At 38.8% G+C, this 26,832-nt stretch carries 23 protein-coding genes; 14 read left to right on the top strand and 9 right to left on the bottom strand.

The window, feature by feature from the left end; all coding sequences use genetic code 11:
- Nucleotides 1-5: 5 nt before the first annotated feature.
- The 3 genes from ubiH (at nt 6) to K6I41_RS13670 (ending at nt 2,901) form a co-directional block, all read left to right on the top strand.
- On the top strand, nt 6-1,214 hold the full coding sequence (ubiH, locus tag K6I41_RS13680) for a 2-octaprenyl-6-methoxyphenyl hydroxylase (protein ID WP_004793923.1): 1,209 nt from the start codon (nt 6-8) through the stop codon (nt 1,212-1,214).
- Nucleotides 1,211-2,443 (top strand): FAD-dependent monooxygenase, encoded by a 1,233-nt coding sequence (locus tag K6I41_RS13675; RefSeq protein ID WP_250374579.1) that lies wholly within the window; start codon nt 1,211-1,213, stop codon nt 2,441-2,443. Before ubiH ends, K6I41_RS13675 begins: the two co-directional genes overlap by 4 nt.
- Before the next feature lie 206 nt (nt 2,444-2,649).
- Complete coding sequence (locus K6I41_RS13670; RefSeq protein WP_005303414.1) at nt 2,650-2,901, top strand: hypothetical protein; 252 nt, start codon at nt 2,650-2,652, stop codon at nt 2,899-2,901.
- A 60-nt stretch (nt 2,902-2,961) separates the two neighbouring features.
- Here K6I41_RS13670 and K6I41_RS13665 read toward each other — a convergent pair whose 3' ends face one another.
- On the bottom strand, nt 2,962-3,363 hold the full coding sequence (locus K6I41_RS13665) for a MerR family transcriptional regulator (RefSeq protein ID WP_005303416.1): 402 nt from the start codon (nt 3,361-3,363) through the stop codon (nt 2,962-2,964).
- Between the two features lie 65 nt (nt 3,364-3,428).
- On the opposite strand from K6I41_RS13665, the gene K6I41_RS13660 reads away from it, so the two are divergent.
- Nucleotides 3,429-4,070: a cation efflux transmembrane domain-containing protein gene (locus tag K6I41_RS13660; RefSeq protein WP_151987241.1), complete on the top strand. Its 642-nt coding sequence runs from the start codon at nt 3,429-3,431 to the stop codon at nt 4,068-4,070.
- A 56-nt stretch (nt 4,071-4,126) separates the two neighbouring features.
- Here K6I41_RS13660 and K6I41_RS13655 read toward each other — a convergent pair whose 3' ends face one another.
- Complete coding sequence (locus tag K6I41_RS13655) at nt 4,127-4,729, bottom strand: LysE/ArgO family amino acid transporter (RefSeq protein ID WP_250374578.1); 603 nt, start codon at nt 4,727-4,729, stop codon at nt 4,127-4,129.
- A gap of 105 nt (nt 4,730-4,834) precedes the next feature.
- Here K6I41_RS13655 and K6I41_RS13650 point away from each other — a divergent pair, with 105 nt between their 5' ends.
- The gene (locus tag K6I41_RS13650) at nt 4,835-5,725 is read left to right on the top strand and encodes a LysR family transcriptional regulator ArgP (RefSeq protein WP_151987245.1); all 891 of its coding nucleotides are present in this window, start codon (nt 4,835-4,837) and stop codon (nt 5,723-5,725) included.
- Between the two features lie 2 nt (nt 5,726-5,727).
- On the opposite strand, the gene K6I41_RS13645 is transcribed toward K6I41_RS13650, so the two are convergent.
- The gene (locus tag K6I41_RS13645) at nt 5,728-6,114 is read right to left on the bottom strand and encodes a hemin receptor (protein WP_151987247.1); all 387 of its coding nucleotides are present in this window, start codon (nt 6,112-6,114) and stop codon (nt 5,728-5,730) included.
- A gap of 89 nt (nt 6,115-6,203) precedes the next feature.
- Nucleotides 6,204-7,040, bottom strand: a complete 837-nt coding sequence (gene rsmI, locus K6I41_RS13640; RefSeq protein WP_013198586.1) for a 16S rRNA (cytidine(1402)-2'-O)-methyltransferase — start codon at nt 7,038-7,040, stop codon at nt 6,204-6,206.
- A gap of 208 nt (nt 7,041-7,248) precedes the next feature.
- Between rsmI and K6I41_RS13635 the strand changes: the two genes are divergently transcribed.
- From K6I41_RS13635 to K6I41_RS13625, 3 genes are all read left to right on the top strand, one after another.
- Nucleotides 7,249-7,650, top strand: coding sequence for a YraN family protein (locus K6I41_RS13635; RefSeq protein WP_004793907.1), 402 nt, complete (start codon nt 7,249-7,251; stop codon nt 7,648-7,650).
- Nucleotides 7,651-7,727: 77 nt separating this feature from the next.
- Nucleotides 7,728-8,435, top strand: a complete 708-nt coding sequence (locus K6I41_RS13630; RefSeq protein WP_107881145.1) for a BON domain-containing protein — start codon at nt 7,728-7,730, stop codon at nt 8,433-8,435.
- A gap of 3 nt (nt 8,436-8,438) precedes the next feature.
- Entirely contained in the window at nt 8,439-9,302 is an 864-nt protein-coding gene (locus K6I41_RS13625) for an alpha/beta hydrolase (RefSeq protein ID WP_250374577.1), read from the top strand.
- 28 nt (nt 9,303-9,330) lie between these two features.
- Here K6I41_RS13625 and nudC read toward each other — a convergent pair whose 3' ends face one another.
- From nudC to dnaQ, 3 genes are all read right to left on the bottom strand, one after another.
- Nucleotides 9,331-10,074, bottom strand: a complete 744-nt coding sequence (gene nudC / locus K6I41_RS13620) for an NAD(+) diphosphatase (protein ID WP_151821581.1) — start codon at nt 10,072-10,074, stop codon at nt 9,331-9,333.
- Nucleotides 10,074-11,717, bottom strand: a complete 1,644-nt coding sequence (locus K6I41_RS13615) for a chemotaxis protein (protein WP_250374576.1) — start codon at nt 11,715-11,717, stop codon at nt 10,074-10,076. The genes nudC and K6I41_RS13615 overlap by 1 nt, the downstream gene beginning before the upstream one ends.
- A 130-nt stretch (nt 11,718-11,847) precedes the next feature.
- Nucleotides 11,848-13,224 (bottom strand): DNA polymerase III subunit epsilon, encoded by a 1,377-nt coding sequence (gene dnaQ / locus K6I41_RS13610; RefSeq protein ID WP_198306831.1) that lies wholly within the window; start codon nt 13,222-13,224, stop codon nt 11,848-11,850.
- Between the two features lie 233 nt (nt 13,225-13,457).
- On the opposite strand from dnaQ, the gene K6I41_RS13605 reads away from it, so the two are divergent.
- The 6 genes from K6I41_RS13605 (at nt 13,458) to K6I41_RS13580 (ending at nt 23,621) form a co-directional block, all read left to right on the top strand.
- Nucleotides 13,458-16,673 (top strand): lytic transglycosylase, encoded by a 3,216-nt coding sequence (locus K6I41_RS13605; protein ID WP_250374575.1) that lies wholly within the window; start codon nt 13,458-13,460, stop codon nt 16,671-16,673.
- A gap of 15 nt (nt 16,674-16,688) precedes the next feature.
- Entirely contained in the window at nt 16,689-18,524 is a 1,836-nt protein-coding gene (locus tag K6I41_RS13600) for an extracellular solute-binding protein (RefSeq protein WP_250374574.1), read from the top strand.
- A gap of 30 nt (nt 18,525-18,554) precedes the next feature.
- Nucleotides 18,555-19,607: a microcin C ABC transporter permease YejB gene (locus K6I41_RS13595; RefSeq protein ID WP_250374573.1), complete on the top strand. Its 1,053-nt coding sequence runs from the start codon at nt 18,555-18,557 to the stop codon at nt 19,605-19,607.
- Nucleotides 19,607-20,617, top strand: coding sequence for an ABC transporter permease (locus tag K6I41_RS13590; RefSeq protein WP_250374572.1), 1,011 nt, complete (start codon nt 19,607-19,609; stop codon nt 20,615-20,617). The genes K6I41_RS13595 and K6I41_RS13590 overlap by 1 nt, the downstream gene beginning before the upstream one ends.
- Nucleotides 20,592-22,187 carry an ABC transporter ATP-binding protein gene (locus tag K6I41_RS13585; RefSeq protein WP_250374571.1) on the top strand — a complete coding sequence of 532 codons (1,596 nt, stop codon included), beginning with the start codon at nt 20,592-20,594 and terminating at the stop codon, nt 22,185-22,187. The genes K6I41_RS13590 and K6I41_RS13585 overlap by 26 nt, the downstream gene beginning before the upstream one ends.
- Before the next feature lie 189 nt (nt 22,188-22,376).
- Complete coding sequence (locus K6I41_RS13580; protein ID WP_250374570.1) at nt 22,377-23,621, top strand: NADH:flavin oxidoreductase/NADH oxidase family protein; 1,245 nt, start codon at nt 22,377-22,379, stop codon at nt 23,619-23,621.
- 5 nt (nt 23,622-23,626) lie between these two features.
- Here the strand turns inward: K6I41_RS13580 and K6I41_RS13575 are convergent, their stop codons facing one another.
- The gene (locus K6I41_RS13575; protein ID WP_250374569.1) at nt 23,627-24,310 is read right to left on the bottom strand and encodes a glutathione binding-like protein; all 684 of its coding nucleotides are present in this window, start codon (nt 24,308-24,310) and stop codon (nt 23,627-23,629) included.
- A 228-nt stretch (nt 24,311-24,538) separates the two neighbouring features.
- The gene (locus K6I41_RS13570; RefSeq protein WP_250374568.1) at nt 24,539-26,653 is read right to left on the bottom strand and encodes a TonB-dependent siderophore receptor; all 2,115 of its coding nucleotides are present in this window, start codon (nt 26,651-26,653) and stop codon (nt 24,539-24,541) included.
- Nucleotides 26,654-26,832: the final 179 nt, after the last annotated feature.

Raw genomic sequence — 26,832 nt, 5'->3', positions numbered from 1 at the left:
ACTCGATGCAACAACAAGTGATTATTGTAGGTGGGGGAATGGTGGGTTTGAGCCTTTCACTCATGCTCGCGAAGGCTAATATTGCGGTAAAGCTATTAGAAGCTGTGAAATACCCAAATTATGATGATCAAAATGTTGCTCCTTACCATTCGAGTTTTGATGCGCGTAATACGGCTTTATCGCGTCGTAGCGTACAGATTTATCAGAAGCTAGGGTTATGGGATGCATTACAGCAACATGCGACCCCAATTTTGCAAGTCCACATTACTGAGCAAGGCAGTTTTGGTAAAGCACGTTTAATTGCAGAACAAGAGAAAGTCGAAAGCTTTGGTCAGGTAATTGAAAATGCTTGGCTTGGTCGTGTGTTGTTAACTCAAGTGCGTCAGCAACCTTTGATTGAACTCATTGATGGTGTACAGGTTACCGCTTTAACTCAAGATGCTGAGCAAGTACATATTGAAGCTTTGCGTGGTGAGGAAACTTTAAAACTTGAGTCAAAATTATTAATTGCGGCTGATGGACGCGATTCTTTTTGTCGTCAGGCAATTGGTGTGGGTGTTGATGTTCACGACTATGATCAGGTTGCAATTGTGACTACGGTTCAGACATCAAAACCGCATGAGCAGGTAGGTTTTGAACGGTTTAGCGCATTAGGTCCTTTAGCCTTATTACCTTTACCGGGTGAGTACCGCCGCTCAGTGGTATGGCCTGTTAAAAAAGGCACCGAAAATGAATGGTTGGGTGATGAAAATGACCAGCATTTCTTAAGTGCTTTACAACAAACTTACGGTGACCGAGCAGGTAAATTTGAAAAAACGGGTAAACGTTTTAGCTATCCACTTTCACAAGTGCTTGCCCATAAACAAGCTGTTGGTCGCGTTATTCTAATGGGTAATGCAGCGCATACAATTCATCCAGTTGCAGGACAGGGCTTTAATTTATGTCTACGTGATGCCGATGTTTTAGTGCGTTATTTAGTGAACCAATTAACTACTTCTGATGATTTAGGTAATCCTGATAACTTACTTGCCTATGAGCAAGCTCGTTTATCAGATCAGCAGCGCGTGATTAAGTTCTGTGACACAGTTGTTCGTGGTTTTAGTAACCAAAATCCATTATTAAAATTAATTCGTAATACGGGTTTAATTGCGTTTGATGTCATTCCGGGTGTAAAACCATTGGTGGCTAACTATGCAATGGGGTTAAAAGCATGAGTGAAGTGTTGGATGTCGTCATTGTTGGTGGTGGATTGGTTGGTGGTTTAACTGCTTTATTACTTGCGCAAGGTGGCGTACAACCCACAGTGCTTGATGCGGCTCCTGTGCTTGATGTTGAGAAAACATTAAGTGTGATGAACCCGCGTGTTTTAGCACTTAGCCAAGCGACCATTCATTTGCTTAAAACGGTAAATGTTTGGGATGATCTTGCACGCCAAATGCCTTATACAGGCATGCAGGTCTGGAATCTTAATGGCTATGGTGAAATTAATTTTGGTCAAGACTCTGCACGTCAGCCTTTAGCTGAGCAAGCCTTGGGTTCTATGGTGGAACCAAGTGTACTGAACGTTGCTATTCAGCAAAAAATGTTGCAGCAGCTTACAGATTACCGTACTCAAGTTCGTGTTACACGTATTGAGCAGGGTGTTGGATGCTGGCATATTCAATTAGCAGATGGTACGACACTTAAAACTAAACTGCTTATTGGTGCAGATGGTGCGAATTCATTTGTACGTGAACAGGCTTTTATTGACCTCGACGTACTAGATTACAAACAAGCAGCCATTAGCTGTGCAATTAGAACAGCAAAGCCTCATCATTATGTTGCCCGCCAAATTTTCCTACCTACTGGACCTTTGGCATATTTACCAATGGCAAGTCTTGAAGAAACTGAAAATGGATATTGGCAATCGATTGTCTGGACACTACCAGATGATTATGCCGATGAATATTCAGCTTTAAACGATACAGCGTTTATGCAGCTTTTAACTCAAGAAAGCCAACACATGTTGGGTGAGGTGTTAGAAGTTCGTTCAAGAGCACAATTTCCGCTCAAAGCTCGCGCTGCTAAACAATATGTAAAAGCAGGTTTAGCTTTGATTGGTGATGCAGCACATGTGATTCATCCACTTGCTGGGCAAGGGGTAAATATTGGCTGTCTTGATGCCGCAGTACTGTGTGATGTATTGCTTCACGATTTAAACCGTGGTGTATGGGCACATGAGCAAACTTTATTGCGCTATGAACATCGCCGTAAAGGTCAGAATGATGCAATGATGCATAGCATGTCGGCAATTGGTTGGCTTGAAAGTAGTGAGCTATTTCCAGTCGTGTGGGCTCGCAATATGGGGCTTAAGCAAGTTGAGCTGACTCTGGTTTTAAAAGACCGATTTATGCAACAAGCAAATGGTTTAGGGGCTTTACAAAGTACCCGTTATAAGCATTAAAATATTTACTGGGTCTATACTCTACTGAGTGAATTAAATACCAGTAGATATTTTTTGAACAATCATTTATATATCATTACCAATTTGGTCATAAAAGATACGGAATTGACCAAATTGGCTCTTTGCTAAATGCAAAGAGATTGCTAAATTTCTGAGGTCTTGGGACCATAGCAATGATGCAATAAAATCATTCTGGGGAGTGTGAAATGTCAGATATCAATGATTATGAAGATGCAGAAGATTCTGCTGTAGATGAAGATGAAGCGAAAGCAGCCGAAAGCGGTGCAGCTGATGAAGAAGCAGGCAGTTTGAGTGATACTGACCTTGCCGAAGCAGAAACGCTGACTGTAACTGCTAAACAGAAACAGCGCCAAGCGTTGGAAGATGAAGTTGCCGCATTTTTAGCTCGAGGTGGTAGAATTACCGAAGTTCCTCCTGATGAACATAGCGACCATTAATCTTAAAAAAGCATCACATGAGTGGTGCTTTTTTATTTGTATGAATTTATCAAAATAGGTTTAAGGCGAGCTTTGCAGTTCTTTTAAAATTCCACACTCATCCACTGTTCGATTGGTAGAGCAGTGCTGTTTTAAATCAATTAAAGATTCTTTTAAAAGTAATAATCTTTCAATTTTTTCAGTTACTTCATTTAAGTATTTATCTACTAAATTATCAATTTTTGTACATGCCTGTTTAGGCTCAGCTTTCATTTCTTTTAAAGTTTTAATATCACTGAGTGAAATATCTAATTCGCGGCAATGTTTAATAAACAATAGGTCGTTGAGGGTCTGCTCGGTGTAAATACGATAATTATTTTCTGAACGTTGGATACGATCAAGTACACCTACTTTTTCGTAATAACGGATCGTATCAATTGGAACATCCGCTTTTTTTGATAATTGACCAATAGAAAGACTCATAAGGCTTGACTCTGGAGCTACTCAAGGGTTTTTAATCACTATAAAAGAGTTCTTGAGGAAATAAAATGGCTGGATGTGGTTGTGCTTCAACATGTTCTCCTTCAAAGAAAGTGAGTCCACGTTTTAGAAAAGCGTTATGGTTTGCTCTCGTGATCAATGCGTTGATGTTTGTAGTAGAAATATTGGGCGGTTATAAGGCTCAATCTGTTTCGCTATGGGCCGATGCATTAGATTTTGCCGGAGATGCAGCAAATTATGCATTATCTTTAGTTGTGCTTTCGATGAGTTTATATTGGCGCGCAACAGCTGCATTACTTAAAGGAATAACGATGGCAGCTTTCGGTATTTTTGTTATTGCAAAAGTGGTTTGGTCTTATTTTTATGGTGTTTCACCTGAACCAATGGTCATGGGAGCAATTGGCGTGATGGCTTTAATTGCTAACGTTTCAGTCGCGCTTATGCTCTATGCGTACCGTGATGGAGATGCCAATATGCGTTCCGTCTGGTTGTGCAGCAGAAATGATTCTATTGCCAATATTGCTGTGATTTTAGCGGCCGTTGGTGTATTTGGAACAGGGAGTGTATTTCCAGATTTATTTGTTGCCTTTGTAATTGCGTACTTGGGTGTGTCTTCTGGTTACGCTGTCATAAAACAGTCTCAGCAAGAAAGAAAACAGTCAAAACTGGTGTTGGGTTCTCAAGCATAATTATGAGCGCATAAAAAGTACCATTCAGACATGGTACTTTTTACTGTTTGAATGCATTAGATGAGAAGCGATATTGCAATACCCCACATAACACAACCGATAATGAAATCTAAAATTTTCCAAGCTTTTGGATTGGTAAATAATGGTTTTAATAATCTTGCGCCATAACCTAAACTGAAAAAGAAAATCCAAGAGGCAACAATGCTGCCCAAAGCGAAACTAATTTTGTCTTCTAGTTGAGTTGCAACTGAACCAATCAGAACAATGGTATCTAAATAGACATGTGGGTTAAGCCAAGTAAAGGCAAGACAGGTCACTAGTGCTTGAGTTAAAGTCTGTTTCTGGCTGCTATCAAGCTCCATACTCTGGGGGGGTTTTAAGGCAGCATAGAATGCTTTCGCACCGTAGACCAATAAAAACGTTGCCCCTAAATATTTAGCGACCGTAATTAAGATGGGTGATGCTGTCATGATTTCGGCAAAACCTAATACACCAAACGCGATTAGAATTGAGTCGGACAGCGCACAGATTAAACATAGCCAAAATACATATTGCTGTTTGAGCCCCTGTTTTAGAACAAAAGCATTTTGAGCTCCAATTGCTACAATAAGGCCGCTACCAATACCGAAACCTTTAAAAAATATACTAAGAGAGAACATAACAATAAGGTGGAAAAATCAGATGTGGGAATTATCTGACTTTTTCTTAAGAAATAAGTAAAATTAAGAATATTTAGGTTTAGCTAAAAAAAATTTAGGTTTGATATGCTAGATAGCAAACAGTGTGAAGCCTTTCTTGCAGTCGCAGAAGTGGGAAGTTTTGACGCGGCAGGTGAGCATTTATATATTACGCCCTCGGCAGTGTCCTTACGTGTGCAAGCTTTAGAAAAGTATTTAGGCCAAATTTTAATTATACGTGGGCGGCCATGTGTACTCACACAAGCTGGGCAAACGTTATTGCAACATTTACGTCATACGAGATTAATGGAGCAAAACTTATTACAAGGTTTGATGGGGAAATCATCGGAATCGGAATTCTATAAAATTGCTCTAGCGTCCAATGCAGATTCGCTAGCGACTTGGCTTTTACCGAGCATTCAGCAAACACTTTTTAAAGAAAAAATAGTCTTAGAACTAAAAATTGATGATCAATCGCATACGCATACTTTATTAGAAACAGGACAAGTCAACGCATGTATCTCTGCAGAAGAACAGGTCATGTCAGGCTGTTTAGCTCAACCACTCGGGAAAATGCGTTATAAAATGTTGGCTTCTGATGCATTTGCAGCTGACTGGTTTAAACATGGCGTAAACCGAGAAACTTTAAGAAGTGCACCAGCTGTAATTTTTAACCATAAAGATCTTATGCATTCAGAGGTATTACTGAAATATTATGGTTTGCCTTTGCAGAGCTATCCTTATAGTTTTATTCCTGCTACAGATGCGTTTGTGAAAGCAATCCAATTAGGTTTGGGATATGGCATGGTGCCTGAACTTCAGGTTCAATCTTTACTAAGCAATGGAACTTTAGTGGATGTTATACCTGAGGCTGGGCTCGACATTCCGTTATATTGGCACCATTGGAAAAGGCAGTCTAAACAGTTGGATGCACTGACGGAAACTATTGTCGAGTCAGCAAAACACATATTGAGATAGTTTTAGAGGTTTCTCTTTAAATGGCGATTGGAAATATGCTGAATATAAAACTCTATATCTTGCGCTGAGTAACCTAAAAGTTGTCCAATTCTTCGTTCAAGCTCTATGCATTTTTCAAAATTAGTTTCTTTAAATAAAGTTTCAATACATATCATGAGTTCATTTAAATCTGCTAAAGCTGCATCTTTATAGATCAGCATAATTGAAAAGGGTAAAGGCAGAGAAGTTTCAATATCTTTACTCAGCATTGATAAAGTACCTTGTTCGAGATGCTTTAAGAAACTGACAGGTAATAGATCGTAAAATAGAGCGATAGATTTCTCGCCTGAAAGTAATAATTCTAGCTCTTGTCCTTCATGGGGGCCAAGTTTGCCCATTTGTTGAGTCATATTAATACTCTTATTCTTATATTTTATTATGCAAAATTAACAGATGGTGATAACAAAGAGTCTGTGTCATCACCATACCTAATCAAAAATTAAGATTGTGTTAACTCGAGCGCACGTTGATAAGCGACTTTCTTCTTAATTCCTGTTAAATCGGCAGCAAGTTGAGATGCTGCTTTAACAGATAAGTCTTGAAGTAAACGCTTTAAAAGTTCATCTAGTTTTTCTTGTTCTAGATCTGTTTTTGCAGCTGCACCACCCACAACCACTACAATTTCACCTTTTTCTTGGTTGTGGTCATTTTCAATAAAACTGACCAAATCTTTTAAGGTCATTTTTTTGATGGTTTCAAAGGTTTTGGTAATTTCACGTGCAAATCCTACAGGACGGTCTTCACCAAATACCTGAGCCATATCTTTAATAGACTCTAAAATACGATGAGGTGCCTCATAGAAAATTAAGGTTTGGGTTTCATTTTTAAGTTTTTCTAATTGAGAAATACGTTGTGAAGCTCTAGATGGTAAAAATCCTTCAAAGCTAAAACGGTCACTTGGTAAACCTACCGCGCTTAAGGCAGCAATAGCAGCACATGCACCTGGCACTGGAACAACTTTAATACCGTTCTCTTGAGCAGCACGGACTAATTTAAAGCCTGGGTCACTGATGAGCGGTGTACCTGCATCACTAATTAAAGCAATGCTATCGCCCGCAAGTAATTTTTGGACTAACTGCTCAATTTTATTGCTTTCATTGTGATCATGACATGCAGTAAGTTGAGTCGATATATTATAGTGCTTAAATAATTGTGCTGATTGGCGAGTATCTTCGGCAGCTACAATAGAAACTGATTTTAAAATATCAATTGCACGGAAAGTCATATCATCTAAGTGCCCGATTGGGGTGGCTACAACAAATAACTGAGCACTCATTTGGTTTTACTCCGTACAGATAAACAATTTTAATCGGGTAGTTTACCCGAAATTATGATTTGGGCGTGAACAATGTCTGCTAGCTTGAGCTTTTCGGAAATGATCTGATTTTCATTTGTTCGATTTAGTTCTGATATGTCAGATGAATTTAAGAAAATAACTTACACATAAAAACATCTAGAGATGCTTTTCATTGGGGAAAATAAAAATGTTATTGGCGCAACAGTTGGGGAAATGGGCAGAGCAAACTGCTTTAAGCCTTTTACAAGCACAAAACTATGTATGGGTCACAAGTAATTACCATTCACGCCGTGGCGAAGTGGATTTAATCGTCAAAAGAGGGCAAGAGTTAGTTTTTGTGGAAGTAAAAGCACGCACTATAGGAAATTATGGACAAGCTTGTGAAATGGTAACGTGGACAAAACAGAAGAAAATTATCAAAACTGCGATGCGTTTTTTACAGCGCTATCCATCTTATCAGGATTTTTATTGTCGTTTTGATGTGATTTGTTTTGATTTTCCACAGAAAATTGCAAAAACAGTACAGCATGACTTTTCAAAATTCCATTATGATCTGCAATGGATCGAAAATGCATTTACTTTGGATTAAGAGTTCATTACTCTTTTGAGCAAATTTAAGTCTGATGCTTTATGATCAAGCCAAGAAATTGATAGGAGTCTGGTGGAGTGTTAAACCGTATTGCTGTAACAATGCTTTGTGTCGCAAGTTTATCAGGTTGCGCAAGTTTTATTTCTGGTGGAACAGGCACAGCTCCAGTGGGCACAGATAGCGGTGTCCGCAGTCTAGGCCAAGTATTCATTGACTCTTCAATTAAACGTACAGCGAATATCAACATTTATAAACTTGATCAACGTTTCAAGCAGTCACGTATTAATATTGAAAGCTTCCACAGTACAGTTTTATTAACTGGCCAAGTGCCAGACCCGTACTTGAAACAATTGGCAGAAGACAATCTTAAAGCCATGAGTGATGTGAAAGCCGTACATAACTATATTACGGTGGGTAACAAAGTTAGCTATAACACCATCATGCAAGATGCGGGTGTAACAGCAAATACACGTGCTCTTTTAATGAAGGCACCTGTGGTTTCTGATAGTAAGGTTCTCGTCCATACCGAAGACGGCGTACTTTATGTAATGGGCCGTTTAAATACAGCTGAAATTAACGATTTAAATAGCGTCTTACAAAACGTTGGTAACGTGACCAAAATTGTTACTTTAATTGATAATGTTGATTTGGCGCCTGCTCCAGCAGCGAGTACTGGTAGCACAACGACTACACCAATTATTAATAACGTCATTGCTCAGCCAACAGTTCAAACACCTGTTGCAATTGATCCTGACCAAACAGATCCTGCTTCGACTGCACAGTAATATATGAATCTGATTGAACAACTACAAAGCAAAATTGAACAGGCGCGAACTCTCTATAAAGAGTTCCGCCTGTATGATTTGGGGAGTTTTGCTTTAAACCGTTTTACGCCAAAAGATGGTTTTGAACAGGTTCCAAATGTTCGTTATGGGCTAAAGCCTCGCCACCGTTTGGATATTTATCGATCTGTTAAAAAGCTATCTCACCAGCCACTCATTGTTTTTGTGCATGGTGGGGCGTGGCAACATGGTAATAAACGAGATTATCTTTTTATTGGTGAGACCTTTGCCAAAGAAGGCTATGACGTTGCTGTGATTAACTATCAGTTAGCACCTAAAAATATTTTCCCAAGTTTTGTTGATGACCTGACTCAGGCATTGAATTATTTGCATCAAAACCAAGACAAGCTAGAAATCTCTACAGAAAATATTGTACTTATGGGGCATTCAGCAGGCGCATTTAATGTGATGTCTGCTGTTTATCACCCTGATTCAACTAAAATTGAGTGTCTAGGGAAAATTAAGGCAATAATCGGTTTAGCTGGGCCTTATCATTTTGACTATAAGGGTGACCCACTGGCCAAAGATGCTTTTGATCAAGGTATCTCTTATAAAGAAGTCATGCCATATTATTTCGTCAATCAAAATAATATTAAACATTACCTTTTGATGGCTGAAAATGATCAGATTGTGAAAAAGCACAATACTTTAGATATGGATTTAGCGCTTAGAGAAAAGGGAAATCACAGCCATATCGCCGTGATTCCTAAAACTGGGCATATTACAATTTTGGCCAGTCTCTCTAGTTTTATTAGTCATTACTTCAGGACTAAAAGAACTATTTTGCATTTTCTTGAAGAAGTGTTTTAAACGATACTCTCGTTTAAAACACGGCAGATTACCCGGCTTGGGTAATCTGCATAATCATTGAATGAGCAATACTACCTTTAAATGGAATTTCAGGTAATTGATCAATTTTGAAGAATTGTGCATCTGCAATTTCTTCTTCTTGTAGCTTAATTTCACCAGACTCATATTCTGCTCTAAACGCAACCATCAGGTTACTAGGGAAAGGCCAAGGTTGACTTGACATATATTGAACATTTTTGAGTCTTAGGCCTACTTCTTCAAAAGCTTCGCGTTGTACCGCTTCTTCAAGCGTTTCACCGACCTCAACAAAACCTGCAATCAAACCATACATATTGGTTTTATTGTGGACTGACTTCGCTAGCAAGATTTCATCATCACCTCGAGTAATGACCGTAATAATGCATGGGTTTACGCGAGGGTATTGATGATAGCGACAAGAAGGACACACCATTGCGTATTCGGTTGGATGAACTTCTGTTGGGTGCCCGCAGTGACTACAAAACTTATGATTACGTCGCCATTCAAGTAACTGTACAGCGCGGCTTGCTTGCAAGAACTGTTCTTTTGACCAACTTGTAATGAGTTGGCGAATTGGAACTAGTTGTAAGCCTTCGGGAATGGGTTCCTCAGCAAGCAAGTCACGTGCAATGACTTGCTCATCATGAGTGAAAAGTAAATCACTTGCTAACTTTTCGACTTTGGGTAGTTGAAGGTTGTGATCAACCAGTAATTGTTGATGATGAAAAATATAAGCAAGTGATAATTCAGACATTAAGCTGCCTTTTCTTGAAGTTGTTGACTACTCGACAATGCTACATTAAACATGGATTGTAGAACAGGTTGTTTATTTTTTAAATTGTCAACCAACATGTCAAGGCCCGCTAATACGTTAAAAATACAGTGAATTTGGTCTGTATTAAAAGGCTGGTTTTGTTCAAGTTGTTGTTGAACAAATTGAGCTGTTTGAAGTAAAGCATCTTGTTGAATGGTACTTCCTAGGAATTCGGCCGCGCCTGCTAGCTCTTTTAGTGAACCTGCAATTGCTTCAATATTCTGTGTTGAATCATTTGCATATAACGTAAGGCTCTGACAAATAAAATCAATTAGATTTTTTGTCTCGGTGAGTAAGGCTTGATGTGCCTCATCAAGGCGATCTAAAGAAATATTCGTATTGTTCACATTAAGTTGTAAGCGACTAGACGTATATTGGCGGACCAAAATACCAATTGAGTTCATGGCAGACAAAATGCTGTCCATAAGCTGCTGTGCATAGTTTTCATTACTTAATATATTGAGCTGACTTAAACTGCTCGCTTGTTGAGAAAGCTCAACTGAGGCTTCATCAAGGTTAAGTAGTTTGAATGTATAAGCGAGCTGTAAAAGACTCGTTTGCAATTGTTGTGCTTTTTCAGTCGACATATTTTGATAGTTATATTCAATATCGTTACGCACTTTGTTCATTTCGCTCAAAATTAATTGGCTGACTGCGTGCATGGTGTCGAAATCAGGACCAAAAAGATGGCGGCTTAAAACCAGTAGTTGCGTATCTGTCGGTGTTTCATCGCCTATATGAAGTTGGTTGCGAATATGGTGAGCAACTTCATCTTCCTGAGCGATAACTATACTTAAAATATCTGCAAGCGCAGCCAAATCAGGCTTGAAAGTTTCCGGCGTTGCTAAGAATTGACCAATATAACTTTCAATATTAATGAGTACACGTAGGCGTGAATCATTTAAAAGCAAGTTATCAATATGGTCAAAAGTATAATTTACGAGTTGCCAATATTGTTGGCTTGGCTGGTGTTTTGCCAAGCTGACCAAATAGGTACCGATCAGTTTAAAAGCTTGATAATGATGATTAGATTCTGTTTTATTTAAAAATTGATGCAGAGATAGTTTATAGAGTTGATGGATAAACTGAGTTTTTTCATTAATGAATACTTCTGGGAATGGAAGTTCAAACGAAGCATTTGCAAGTAAAGGAGCAATCGCTTGCCCAGAAGAGGTCAGTGGTTTATTTAAAGCTAATTCTAAATTATTTAAGGTATTAAGAAGAAACTGAGGAACTTGTAATTCACGCAAGCAGATAAACTCAATATATCGCTTTACCATGGTCGTGCCTTCACTCAGCGCAACGACATCGTCGGTATTAATTTGGGTTGGTTTCGCAATAATTTTTTGCATCAGCTCAGTTGAATATTGAGTGATTTTTGCAAGATAGGGGATATCAATTAAACGTAGGACCTGAGTGCATTGCTTAAATTGTTCTAATGCATCATCAATACCAAAAGGGAGCGTTTGTTCTTCAATTAAAGTGCTTACTGCACCTTCAACCAGTTTTATTGAGCGATCAATTTCATGTTTGATGATGAGTAAAGCTGTTGGATCGAAATGAATCGAAGTATGCTCAGACATAAACGTTCCCCTTTGAAAAAAAATCAATTGTTATATTCGTAGTGCTCGGTAATTTGAGCTAAAAATCTATGTGACTAATATAACTTAACTTACAAAGGGGAAAAGCTAAAAACGCTAAAGAATCAAAAATTTATTTTGCAAAAAGGCAAGGTTCTCCATGTTTTTTCTCAAATTCTTTGACCCAAGTCTCATGTGTATTTAGCTCTTCTTCAGAAGGGTAAATAACTGGTAGGTCAATTTGAATCCTAGTTTTATTTGTTGTGTTCTGGCTATTTTCACTTTGGGATAAGGCATCTATATCAAAAGAAACCTGTCCACCTGTCATTGCTAGGTAAACGTCTGAAAGAATTTCAGCATCGAGTAATGCACCGTGGAAGGTACGGTCACGTGCCGGAATTTCATAACGTCTTACAAGGGCATCAAGCGAGTTTTTTTGTCCCGGATGTTTGCTTTTTGCTAAAGCTAACGTATCTGTTACCTCACATACTTCGGAAAGCGCGGGAAGACCAGCGCGTCTAAACTCCATATCAAGGAAGTTCATATCGAAGGTTGCGTTATGGGCAATAATCTCTGCGCCTTTTAGATAATCAAAGAGAGTGTCGGCAATTTCCGCATAGAGCGGTTTATCTTTTAAGAAATTATCACTGATACCATGGATATTTTCTGAGTCACCCACTGGTTTTTGCGGGTTAATATAAATATGAATTGAGCTACCGGTAAGTTTCCGGTTAATCATTTCAATAGCGCCTACCTCAATAATTCGGTCGCCATCTTGGAAATAAAAACCAGTGGTTTCCGTATCGAGAATCAGTTGTCGAGGCCCTTGTAATTGTAATTTGGCTTCAGTCACAACAATTTGAGGATGAATATTATTAATGGGTTGCTTACTTTCTGGCTCAGCAGCTTCAACTTCAATAACTTCTTCTTCCACAATAATCATCTTAACTTCTTCGGGCTGTTCAAGATCAATATTATCTTCTTCGGCTACTTCTGCCATATCAAACCCAAAAGGGTCATCAAGCAACCAATCCTCTTCAGGCTTTTTTATATCTTGCAGGGCAGTCGCTAGAACTGTTTTTTTTTGAAGTGCTGTTTGATCGGCTCCGATATTTGCAAGCTCATCGGCCATTTCGTTGCCTGCATGTCCAGCATGGCCTTTAATCCAGTTCCACTCAATATTTCTACCTGCACATACAGCATCTAATTTTTGCCAAAGGTCAGGATTTTTTACATCTTTCCAGTTTTTCTTTTTCCAGCCATGAATCCATTCAGTAATGCCTTGCTTCACATAATTTGAATCTGTCCAGATAATTAAGTGAGCATCGGGTGGGCAAAATGAAACGCCTTCAATCGCAGCAGTAAGCTCCATGCGGTTATTGGTTGTCTCAGGTTCACCGCCAAATAATTTATGCTCACCCTGCTCGGTAATGACATATGCGCCCCAACCACCTAAACCCGGATTGCCACGACATGCACCATCAACATACAGTGTGATTGTTTGAGACATAAATCGAAACCTAAACTAAAAGAAAAAGAACTGAATATGGTGTATTGTATACGCAAAAAGTTCGGTTCCATCGTTACAAAGCAAGGTTTTTTTAATTTCTTGTAACATTTCCATGCAAATGACATCAAATTATTGCCTTGTCTATCTTGCACGCTTTACTACAATGGCATCGAAGACCTAGGGTTTGTGGCCAGACCCCAAAAAAATATTACGCGAGTTGTTTGGAAGTTTTTATGTATAAACCAACCACATTTGTGTGGCAGCCATCTGCGGCATCATTGTTCAAAATTACCGTACTTAGCTCTGCTTTAGCTGCGTTGGGTATTACAACAGGCTGTTCATCGACTCCGCAATCTGCAAAAACCTCAAAATCGAAACAGGTCAGTGGTGCAGGTTATTTAGATGCGAGTAGTCTTGACTCTTTGGAAGACTTACTTTCAGCAACCGATATGCGCGCTGTAGAAGGCGATCGTCTGCTTATTTTGAAGCATGGTGATGTCTGGAAGCGTATGTCTGTGGGTTTCAAAATGGACTTGAATCATTGGGATTCACGTATTGAAGCTCAGCGTAGCTGGTTTATTTCTCGTCAGCCTTACCTTGATCGCTTGAGTGCTCGTGCCAGTCGTTATTTGTACCATACTGTAAAAGAAGCTGAACGCCGTGGACTACCGACAGAACTTGCATTATTACCTGTAATTGAAAGTTCTTATGACCCAGCTGCAACAAGTAGTGCAGCAGCAGCGGGCCTATGGCAGTTTATTCCAAGCACTGGTCGTATTTATGGCTTAAAGCAAACTGGTATGTATGATGGGCGCCGAGATGTGGTTGAATCGACTCGCGCAGCTTATGAGTTTTTAGGAAGTCTCTATAACCAATTTGGTTCTTGGGAACTTGCATTAGCTGCCTATAATGCTGGCCCTGGACGTATTCAGCAGGCGATTAACCGCAACCAAGCTGCTGGTTTGCCAACTGATTATTGGTCATTAAAATTACCTCAAGAAACAATGAACTATGTTCCACGTTTCTTAGCAGTTGCTCAAATTATTAAAAATCCAAAGGCTTATGGTGTAGAACTACCACCTATTGCAAATAGACCCCATTTCCGTGAAGTGACTTTATCAGCACCTTTAACGTTAAATGAAATTGCTTCTACAGCAGGATTAAGCCGTGCAGAACTTTATGCATTGAACCCGGGATATCGTGGTGAAGCAGTAGACCCTGCGAGCCCAATGCGTATTTTGATTCCAGCAGATTTAAGTCCTTCAATTGATAATAAATTAAAAGGCAAAAAAACGGGTGGTAGCTCGGGTTGGTGGGCAAATGCAACTTCACCGTCTACACCGACAACTGTTAGTCCTTCTACTACAGTGACAACAAGAACAACACCAACAACACAAGTTCAGCCAGTTAAACCTTCTTCACCAGTGAAGAATACTTCAACGATTTCAAAATCTACACCACGTGGTTCTGATGCATTGGCTGCCTTTGCAGCATCAGCGGATGTACCAAGTGCGCCGCGTATTCCTGTAGCTGTGACCAATGCAGCTAACATTACGAAGCCTGTTAAGATGGAGCCACCAATTTCAGCTGCAGAGCGTGAGAAGATTTTAGCGGCAGTACGAGCTGAAGGTGAGAAAGAAACAGTTCAACAAGCTTTAGAGCCGCAACCAACACAAGCTGAAAAAGATCAAGTCGTTGCTGAATTAAAAGCAATCGCGCCTAAAGGAACCGAAATTGTCGATCCGTATGATGGCAAAATTAGGTTAACCGCAATTCAGACGAGCCAGTCAGTTGCAGAGCAACAAGGTAAAGAGGTCAGTAGAGGTTTTGCCTATCCAAAAACTTTAGCTGAAGACGTGACTGTAGCTAACTCTGAAGACGGACAGCGTAATAAAGACAAACCTTACATCAAGACTGATACTGATGTAGTGGTTGTACAACCTAAAGGTAAGCGTAGTACCTATACTGTTTTACCAGGTGATACGTTGGCCGTTATTGCAATGAAAAATGGCGTAAACTGGCGCGATGTTGCAAAGTGGAACCAGATTGACCCTGAAAAGACGTTATATGTAGGTTCAACACTTTACCTCTATGATGCTAAACCACAAGAAACTCAAACTACTTCTAAAAGTACAGCTAAACCAGATGTATATGTAGTTGAAGCTAATGACAGTTTAAGCGGTGTTGCTAATCAGTTTAATTTGTCGGTAAGACAGTTAGCTGAATATAACGATTTATCAGTAACAGATGGTCTGTTTGTTGGGCAAAAATTACTGTTAAAAGAGCCGAAGAATAGTCGTTCAAGTGCTAAAGTCGAACCGAAAGCAGTTCAGGCAAATGCAAAACGTATAGCAACGAAAAGTTATACTGTGAAGCGCGGTGAATACCTTAAATTGATTGCAGATCGTTATGCGCTCTCGAATCAGGAACTTGCTGAATTAACACCAGGTTTATCTGCGGGTAGTAACTTGATGGTTGGCCAAAAAATTAATGTGCCAACACAAGATATTTCTGTAGATGAAGTTGCTGAAACTAAAACTTCTAGTAAATCTGAGAAGGCTGCTGCTAGTATTTCTTATAAAACAGAAGGCTATAAAGTACAGCGCGGTGATACTTTATCGAGTATTGCAACGAAATCAAAAATTAGCCTAGCTGAGTTAGCCGAGTTAAATAACTTAAAAGCAAATAGTCATGTACAGCTTGGTCAAACGATAAAAGTACCAGCAGGGTTAAGTGTTCCAGAACAATACGTTGTAAAGTCGGGTGATAGCTTAAATGCGATTGCGAGTAAATATAACTTGCAAACAGGTTATTTGGCTGACTTAAATGGTTTGTCTCGTACTGCTGGGTTACGTGCTGGTCAACGTTTAAAACTCACAGGTACAGTTGAAGAAGAAGCACCAACTAAGCCTTCTAAAAATACTAAAGAAGAAACACCAGAAACATATACAGTCAAATCTGGTGATAGCTTAGGTAATATCGCTAACCGTTATCACTTACAGTTGGACTACCTTGCTTCATTAAATGGTCTTTCACGTACCAGTAGCGTTCGTGTAGGGCAACGTTTAAAGCTAACAGGTGATGTACCTACAGTAGAAACAGCTAAAGTAGATACCAAGTCTTCAACTAAAACAGTTGCAGCTGGTAAAAACACTGAAAGATATACTGTGAAATCTGGTGAGTCTTTAAATAGTATTGCGAGCCGTGCTGGCATTTCAGTGCGTGAACTTGCTGAAATGAATGCATTAAAAGCGAGTGCTAATTTACAGCGCGGCCAAAATATTGTAATTCCAAAAACTGTTGTGGAATACAAAGTGAAGCGTGGTGATACATTAATTGGTCTTGCTAGCAAATATGGTTTAGAAACCAATTTCTTGGCTGAGCTGAATAATTTGACACCTTCTACTCAGCTTCGCATTGGTGATGTTATTAAAGTGCCTAATTTATAAAATAATTAGCAACTTATGCATAAATCATCTTTTCAACTGAGCCTGCTAGTCGGGCTCAGTGTCGTTTCGCATGCAGTTTTTTCTGCACAGCAAACCACTTCATATATAGCGATTCATTCCAAACCTAAATATTTAGGAATGATGGCTATGCCATATGCAAACCCGAATGCTCCTAAAGGTGGTCTGTTAAGTCAGGCCGCTCAAGGAACTTTTGATAACCTCAATAGTATGAATGGTAAGGGGAATGCTACAGAGGGCGTTAATTATCTTTTTGATACTTTAATGACGCAGTCGCTAGATGAGGTCGGAGTTTTATATCCGCTTTTAGCCGAGAAAGTGAGTTATGACCCAGAAAAAACGCAGTCTGTTACTTTCTATTTAAACCCTAAAGCGCGTTTTAGTAATGGACAGCCAGTCACTGCGGCAGATGTTAAATTTAGTTTTGATGCCTATCAGACGAAGTCCAATTTAGGTTTACAGATGTACCTTGCTGATTTGGCAAAAACAGAAGTCATCAATGCTTATCAAGTAAAGTTTAGTTTTAAGTCTAACCATAATCCTAAAATGCCATTCATTTTGGCAACCTTACCCATTTATTCAAAAGCGGATTGGCAAAAAAGAGATTTTAGCCGAATTACCCTACAGCCGATTGTTGGTTCGGGGCCATATGTAGTTGAACGAGTTGATGCAGGTAGAAGCATTAGTTATAAAAGAAACCCAAATTATTGGGCAAAAGATTTGCCTATTAACAAGGGGCGTTATAATTTTGACCGATTAAAATATGTCTATTATCGAAATTGGGATATTGCTTTTGAAGGATTTAAATCTGGGCAATACACTTTGCATGAAGAAACTAATCCTAAAAAATGGGTAACAGATTATCGTTTTCCTGCCGTAAAAGCTGGACTGGTTACTCAATATAAATTTCGTCACCATATCCCGATTGCCACTGAAAGCTATGTGTTTAACACTAGGCGAAAACCTTTAAATGATATTCGTTTTAGACAAGCCTTAACCTATGCTTATGACTTTGAATGGCAAAATAAAGCTTTGTTTTATGGTCAATATCAACGTCTTCAAAGTTATTTTGAAAATAGTGAATTAGCAGCAACAGATCGACCTTCAAAAACTGAATTAGACTTGTTAAAACCGTTATTGCCTAAGTTATCTCCACTCATGCAACAAGGTGTTTTAGCCGACTGGAAATATCCAGTGTCGGATGCAAGTGGGTTCAACCGTCAGAACTTGTTAACTGCACGGCAATTACTCATACAGGCTGGTTATAAAGTTAAAGAAGGGCAATTATTTACACCAGAAGGAAAAAAAGTTCAGCTTGAGTTTTTAATTCAGCAAGATGGTAAACAACGAACACTTTTACCTTTTATTCGTAACCTAAAAAAGTTAGGTATTGCAGTTAATTTGCGTCAGGTCGATGCTCCGCAATATTTAGAAAGGACTCGTCGTTATGATTTTGATATGACCACAATGAATCTGCCGCAATCTCTCAACCCAGGCAATGAACAAACTCAGTTCTGGGGAAGTATCGCCGCAGCGCAGGATGGAAATTACAACTATGCAGGGATTCGCAACCCCGTAATTGATCAAGTGATTTCAAAACTTGTTGCAAGTAGAAGTCGTGAACAACAGGTTATTTATACTCGCATTCTCGATCGATTGCTTAGAGCTGGTTATTATCAAATTCCGACCTATGGTAAAGGTGAAAACTGGTATGCTTATTGGAATATGTATCAACAACCTAAAGTTAAACCAGCACTTTCTTCTGGGATAGAATATTGGTGGAGTGATGCAAACAAAGCCAAAACAGTTGCCAAATATTTACATCAACAATAAAAGCACCTGCCATAAAGGAAATCCTGTTATATGGGTTCATATATTCTCAAGCGACTTCTTTTAATGATTCCCACATTGTTTGTCATTTTATTGATTAACTTTGTGGTTGTGCAAATTGCACCGGGTGGGCCAGTTGAGCAAGCAATACATCAGGCACAAAGTGATTTGGGAATTGGTCGTGCTTTGAGTGCAGAAACTTATTATCAAGGTGCTCAAGGTTTAAGCCCTGAAATGGTTGAGCAAATTAAGGCTCAGTACGGCTTTGATCGTTCTGGCCCTGAACGATTTTTTCTAATGTTAAAAGGCTATTTAAATTTAGATTTTGGACAAAGTTTCTTTAAAGATAAACCTGTCGTACAATTGTTGTGGGAAAAAATACCTGTTTCGATTTCGCTTGGGCTAGTGAGCACTTTTCTGATTTATTTAATTTCTATTCCACTTGGGATTAAGAAAGCAAGACAGCAAGGCTCATGGTTTGATCGGTCCACCTCTTTAGTGCTTGTGGTGGGGTACGCCGTACCAAGTTTTGTATTTGCCATTTTGTTGGTTGTTTTTTTTGCAGGCGGCTCTTATTTTCAATGGTTTCCATTACAAAATTTAGTATCAGATAACTTTCATCAACTTAGTCTTTGGGGCAAAGTTACCGATTATTTATGGCATATGACTTTGCCACTGATTACGATGGTATTAGGCGGTTTTGCCAGTTTAACCTATTTAACTAAATACTCATTTTTAGAAGAACTCAATAAACCTTACGTTTTGGCAGCCTATGCAAAAGGTTTGAACAGCCAACAGGTCTTATATAAGCATGTATTTCGTAATGCCATTTTAGTTGTGCTCGCAGGCTTGCCAGAAGTGTTAGCGGGCATTTTCTTTGTAGGTAATCTGTTTGTAGAAATTATCTTTCATTTAGATGGGGTGGGTTTGCTGGGCTTTGAAGCAATTGTCCAGCGTGACTATCCTGTTATTTTTGGGGTTTTATTTTTCTTTACTTTATTTAGTCTAATTTTACGTCTCATATGTGATGTGTTGTACCAATGGATTGATCCCCGAATTCACTTTGATGCACAAGGAGGCAAATAATGTCTCTGATTGTGCGTACACGATTACAACGTTTTAGACAGCATAAATTGGGCTGGGCCAGCTTCATTTTATTTAGTCTGATTTTGGTTTTGTCATTAGCGGCGGAGTTGATTGCTAACGATAAGCCGCTGTTAGTGAAGTATGAAGATTCTTACTATTTGCCTGTGTTAAAAACTTATCCTGAAACTGCGTTTGGCGGAGTATTTGAAACAGAAGCTGATTATAAAGACCCTGCTGTACAAGCGCTTATTGAGGCTAAAGGATGGGCAGTTTGGCCGCTCATTCAATTTTCATATCAAACGCCCAATTTAGACTTGGCTGTTCCTGTACCGTCATCACCCTCCAAGCAAAATTGGTTAGGAACAGATGATCAGGGAAGGGATGTTTTAGCCCGCATTCTTTATGGATTAAGAGTATCGTTGCTTTTCGGTTTAGCCTTAACCTTTTGTTCCGCTTTATTTGGAATTACCGTAGGTGCCATTCAAGGTTATTATGGCGGTTGGGTAGATTTATTAGGACAACGTTTGGTTGAGGTCTGGAATGGCTTACCCATGCTTTTTATGGTCATGATTTTAGTCAGTATGTTTGTTCCAAATGTATATTGGCTATTTTTCATTATGTTGTTTTTTGGCTGGACCGTTTTGGTGGGTATTGTCAGAGCCGAATTTTTGAAAGCTCGCCAGTTGGATTATGTTCGTGCAGCCCAAGTTTTGGGAGTGACCGATCGCGCTATCATTTTTAAGCATATTTTGCCAAATGCGATCAGTTCGAGTTTGTCTCAATTACCTTTTATTTTAACGACTAATATTAGCGCTTTAACCGCTCTTGATTTTTTAGGGTATGGGCTGCCACCTGATGCAGCATCTTTAGGCGAGTTATTGTTGCAAGGTAAAAATAATTTAGATGCACCATGGCTAGCAATTTCGGGCTTTTTTAGTCTGGCTATTGTTCTTTCACTTTTAATTTATATTGGGGAGGCGGCCCGTGATGCGTTTGACCCAAGAAAATAATTTAAATACCGCCTCAACGTTATTGAAGGTAGAACATCTTTCGGTTCAAACCAAAGACCAAAAGATTTTATTGGAAGACCTAAATTTTTACTTAAGCGAAGGGGAAACACTCGCTATTGTGGGCGAGAGTGGTTCAGGTAAGTCAATGAGTTGCTTAGCAATAATGGGATTGCTGCAAGAAAAATTAGAAGTAACGGGTCAGGTCTGGATTGGCTTACAAAACATGTTTGAGTTAGATGAGAAAGCTCAAGTATATTTACGTGGTCGTCAAATCGCTATGATTTTTCAAGAACCTGCTACTGCGTTAAATCCGCTCCATCGTGTTGAAAAAATCATAGGGGAAAACCTTCTATTATCGGGTTTCTCAAAACACGAGGTTCGACAGCAAATAGTTGAGCTGCTAAAAGATGTCGGAATTGTTGAACCAGAACAAATTTTAAAACGCTATCCACATGAGCTCTCTGGTGGACAAAAACAACGTGTCATGATTGCGATGACATTGGCGCTTCAGCCTAAAATTTTGATTGCTGATGAACCTACTACTGCGTTAGATGTGGTCTTACAGATACAGATTTTAGAGCTATTAAAATCTTTACAAGCAAAATATGGAATGGCACTTATTTTAATTAGCCATGATCTAAATTTAGTACATCGCTATGCTGAGAAACTGATTGTATTGCAAAGTGGGCGTGTAGTAGAGCAAGGTGAACTGAACCAAATCTTTGCAAACCCTAAAACAGCTTATACAGCACAGTTGTTAGATCATGATTTTGGAAGTGTAGAGTCTAGACCCACTCAACAGAATGTTTTATCAGTTCGACAGCTCAGCGTGCAATTTCCTATAAGAAAAGGAATTTTAAATCGCATTCAAGGATATTTCACTGCAATAGAAGATTTGAGTTTCGATCTTGCTCAAGCTGAATCACTTGGGGTAGTTGGTGAAAGTGGTGCGGGTAAGTCATCTTTAGCCCTTGCTTTGGTTCAGCTTGTTAAGAGTAAAGGGCAAATTGTTTTTTTAGGGCAAGATTTGAATCAGTTACAGCCAAAAGTGCTACGGTTGATGAGATCAGATTTTCAACTTGTATTCCAAGACCCATTTGGCAGTTTAAACCCACGTATGACGGTAGGACAGATTATTGCTGAAGGGTTAAAGTTAAAAGCTGTGAATGAAAAAGAGGTAATCCAGCAAGTTGAATCTGCCTTGATAAAAGTTGAGTTGGCTAAAGATTTTCAACATCGTTATCCTCATGAACTTTCGGGTGGCCAACGTCAACGTGTAGCCTTAGCCAGAGCTTTGGTGGTTCAGCCGAAACTTTTAGTTTTGGATGAACCTACATCGGCTTTAGATCGGACCACGCAAAAAGCTATGATTAAGTTGTTGCGACAATTACAGCAAACTGAGCAGTTAAGTTATATTTTTATTAGTCATGATCTAAATATAGTGAAATCACTGTGCCATAAAGTAATGGTATTACGTCATGCTAAAGTTGTTGAATATCAGGAAACTGAACTTCTATTTTCTAAACCGAAAACTGAATATACCAGACAGTTAATTAGAGCATCTCTTTAAGATATTTTATTTTAATTATTTGTTTTTTAATAGAATAAATTTAATTTTTAACTTATGCAAAAAGTTGCATATTTTTATATTCTTTAAAATTGACATGTGCTATTGTCAGTTATCGATTATGTCTTGACACACCGAATAACTCATTTAAATTAGAGTAATTGCTCTATAATTCAAAAAAAGAGGTTAACCATGAACCAGATTGCCCAACCCATCACAATTCGTAATACCACCTTTAAAAACCGAATTATTAAAGGTGCGATGAGTGAGGCGCTTGCAAATTATGAAGGCCAACCAAATGATTTACATTTGGGCTTATATGGTGCTTGGGCAAAAGGTGAGCTTGGCTGTGCCATTACGGGCAATGTCATGGTAAATGCTGGAGCAAAGAATGAACCGGGTGTTGTGGTTATTGAAACTGAACGTGACCTAGATCGCTTAAAAGAGTGGGCGGCCTTAGGTAAAAAACATGGCATGGTGCAATTGATTCAATTGTCACACCCAGGTCGTCAGTGTCCAAAAGGTTTAAATAAAGAAACCGTTGCACCATCGGCAGTACCTTTTAGCCCAGCTTTAGCAACCATGTTTGGAACGCCACGTGAACTTATTCATGATGAAATTCTAGATATTATTAAACGTTTCGCGACAGCAGCTCAGATCTGTGAAAAAGCAGGTTTTGAAGGCGTGCAATTGCACGGCGCACATGGTTATTTAATTAGTCAGTTTTTATCGCCATTAACCAATAAGCGTACAGATCAGTGGGGCGGTTCAGTTGAAAATCGTAGCCGTTTTTTATTAGAAGTTTATAAAGCGGTACGTGAAGCAACCTCAGAAAATTTTATTATTTCCGTGAAGCTTAACTCGGCTGACTTCCAGCGTGGTGGTATTAGCGAAGAAGATGTAATTTCAGTATTTAAAGCAGTGGATGAAGCTGGTATCGATTTAATTGAAATTTCAGGCGGTACTTACGAGGCACCAGCAATGGCTGGGGCTAAGGCGGATAAACGTAAGGCAAGCACGATTGCACGTGAAGCATACTTTTTAGATTTTGCAGAGAAAATCCGCCAGCATGTTAAGTGTAAACTCATGGTGACAGGCGGTTTCCGTACTGTAGAAGGCATGAATGCCGCACTTGAAAGTGGTGCATGTGACTTTATTGGTATTGCTCGCCCATTTGCCGTGGAAACCGATTTAACAGAACGTCTAATTGCAGGGCAAGACGTGCGTTATGCCGTAAAACCGATTAAAACAGGTTTACCTTTTGTTGATAAAATGGCAATTATGGAAATTATTTGGTATGCCGCTCAATTTAAAACCATTGGCAAGGGTAAAAAACCAAATCCAAAACTTTCACCACTTGTGGTGTTTTTAAATTATGCCAAAGGCAATATTAAAGCGGTGATTCAAGGTCAAGTGAATTCGCGTAAGTCTGCATAATTTCATTACCATGCAGTCGTCCAGTAAGCGTTAAATGTAGAAGCAGACCATTGGCCTTTAATTAAAGCATTGTTAAAGGCGGGTCTGTTTTCTATTTGGGCAAGATAACGGTGTATATGTTTAAACTGACTGTAATTTTGTGAGCAAGCTAATAATGGAAACCACATCAAAATATCAACAATAGTAAACTGATCTCCGGCAAACCATGCATGTTGCTCTAAATGTTCATCAATCATTTTCATTTGTCGTTGTAATGATTGATTGAGATAGCCTTGATCGAATCCATATTTTAAAAGTTTAGGAATGAAACGGATCGGAAAAGGTGTACGTTGTGCAATTTGGTGAAAGATTTGTTTGAGTACTAAATCGGGAATGAATGTTGCCTCACAATAATTTTTCCAATAATAAAAATTTAGGGGTTGTTGGCTTGATAGGCTGTTCGGTCCCAATTGTGGGTGTAAATGAGATAGGTAATCTAAAATTGCTGAGGTTTCAGCTAAGACTGAAGTCTTTTCTTGTTCAATAATTTCGAGAGTTGGAAATTTTGATAATTGATGAGGTGAGTTTTTATCTTCGCCTATGCCTGAATGATCTTTAATAGTGAGCTCATAGTTGAGTTCTAATTCTTCTAAAAACCAAATGATGCGTTGAGAGCGCGAATTTTTTAGGTGAAATAATCGAATTTGCATGTCATGTTCAAATTATAGTTTTGATCTATATTGAGTATAGAACATAATTTAATTATAAAAATATTTATAAATCAGTAGATTATATTTTTTTATAAAAGTAGCTTAATAAAAAGCCACTGCCTTAAAAATGCAGTGGCTTTTTAGTGTTTGATATCCCTAACGAGATCTGACCTACAAGTTTGTCGCCTTGAAGAGACTACCGTATATCAGATCTTTTTATAGTTCAGTTTAGAACGTATAGCTCATACCTAATTGAACCGTACGTGATTCACCCGGATAAGCATATAAATTGAAAGCACTTTCATCATAAACTTTGTCAAAAATATTTTTCAGATCTAAGGTAAGACGAACTTTTGGTGTCGCTTGATAGTAAGAAACCAAATCTGTAACCGCATAACCTTTCATGGTGTAAGTACTATTGGCTGTTTGTCCTGCACGCTTATCAATATATTTTTGATTAATTCCTAGACCTAAGCCTTCTAAAGGGCCATCCTGAAACTCGTAGATATTTAAAAGATTAAAACTATTCTTTGGAATATTGGCTAAGGTGGTTCCTTTTTTCAAAGTATTGTCTTTGCTGACTTCTGCATCTGTATAGGCATATCCACCAATAATTTTCCAAGCTGGAGTAATTTGCCCTGCAACATTTAGCTCAATACCTTGGCTGCGAACTTCACCAGCAGCAACTTTATAGGCTGAATCTATAGGATCTAGAGTTAAGACATTTTCTTTTTTTGCATAAAAAATAGCAGAGTCAACCGATAGCATATTGTCGAGTGCTTGCCATTTAAAGCCTAACTCGTAAGCCATGCCTTCTTCTGGGTCAAAACTTTCTCCATTACGGCTAGCACCAGTGTTTGGTTTAAAAGATTTTGCAGCATTGCTATAGATTGAGAGGTCATCACGAGCTTTAAAAACCAACCCTAAACGTGGAATAAACGCATCATCACTGGTATTCCAGTTTGCAGTATTCGGTAATAGGTTTTTGTAATCATGTTCATAGTGCTCAAAACGCAAACCCAGTAGCGCGCTTAAGCGCTCATTTAAATCGATTTGGTCTTGTACAAAAAGAGCAGTTGTTTTTAAGTTTTCACGGTCATGTGTCGTAACCCGATTAAGCTCAGGCAGCGGTTGGCCTAAAACAGGATTATAAATATTAATAGGGTAACTACCGACATCACCACTTGAACGAATAATGTATGACTTGTAATCATAATTTTCATATTCAAGCCCAGTCACTAAGGTATGTGTTAAACCTAAAAGCTGGAAATTACCTGTTAAGTTAATTTGGGCATCTGTATCTTGCCATTTCAATTCACGATAGTTGTAATTCCGGCCTAAAGTTTCACCGTCATTTTGAATACCATTTGCTTCTACCGCATAGCCATACAATTTGCCATTTAAATATTGAACACCAGCATTCAGCTTCCATTCATTTCCAAGGTCGTGTTCGACTCGTAATTGAGTCATATTGTTATCATTGTAGAGCCGGTTGTTGTATTTACCCGTTTCCCATAAATAGGTTTCGGGTGAACTATTAAAAGACTTTTGACCTGCATAGCGTGTTTGGCCGCGATCAAGTGGATGCTGATTTCGTAAAATATCTGCTTCAAAGGTAACTTTGGTTGCATCAGAAGCTTGCCATTGAATGACTGGAGCAATTCCATAACGTTTAGATTCAACGTGGTCGCGATAACTATCACCACCTTCTGCAATCACATTGAGGCGATAACCAATATTTTCTGCATTTGGAATAGTGCCTGTTGTGTCGACAGTGGTGCGGTATAAACCTTCACTGTTAAGCTGTGCGCCCAAAGTGGTTTGTTGCTCAGACTTTGGTGTTTTAGAAATTAAGTTAAACGTACCACCTGGGTCACCACGGCCATACAAGCTAGAAGAGGGGCCACGTAAAACGTCTACGCGTTCAATCGTGTTGCTATCTGGAGCGTTCGGATAACCACGGTTAATTGGGAATCCATTACGGTAAAACTCACCGCTAGTGAAACCGCGAAGGTTAAATCCTGTTAAGCCTTGACCTCCAAAGTTATTAGCACGAGTAACGCCGCCAGCTAAATCCAGCGCTTCGATTAAACGTGTTGCTCCAATATCTTCAATTACTTTTTGAGTCACCACACTGACAGATTGCGGCGTATCTTTTAATGCAACTTCACTACGTGTTGCGCTACTTGAATTATCTACTTTGTATGTTTGGTCAGCGGCTTGTTGAGCTTTAATTTTGATAGTTGCAAGAGTAGTTGAAGAGTTGTCGGTATCTGCAAACGCACTTGATATATAGCATAGTTGAGCGATGCTCAGGGAGAGGAGGCGAAGCTTAAGATCCATTTAAAACCTTATTGATAATAGATATCAGTATAAAAATAAGAATTATTATAATGTAAATCTATGTAAAGAAAATACTGGATCAGTGATATTTAAATACAAATGTATTTTATTTGGAAATATAAATTTAGAGAGTTAAAAAATATCCTTAAATAATTTTAAATTTCAGTCTAAAATAGCTC

The sequence above is a fragment of the Acinetobacter sp. AS23 genome, from assembly GCF_023612055.1.
In the GTDB taxonomy this organism is placed as follows: domain Bacteria; phylum Pseudomonadota; class Gammaproteobacteria; order Pseudomonadales; family Moraxellaceae; genus Acinetobacter; species Acinetobacter oleivorans.
This window is presented reverse-complemented; position numbering and strand designations above follow the sequence as displayed.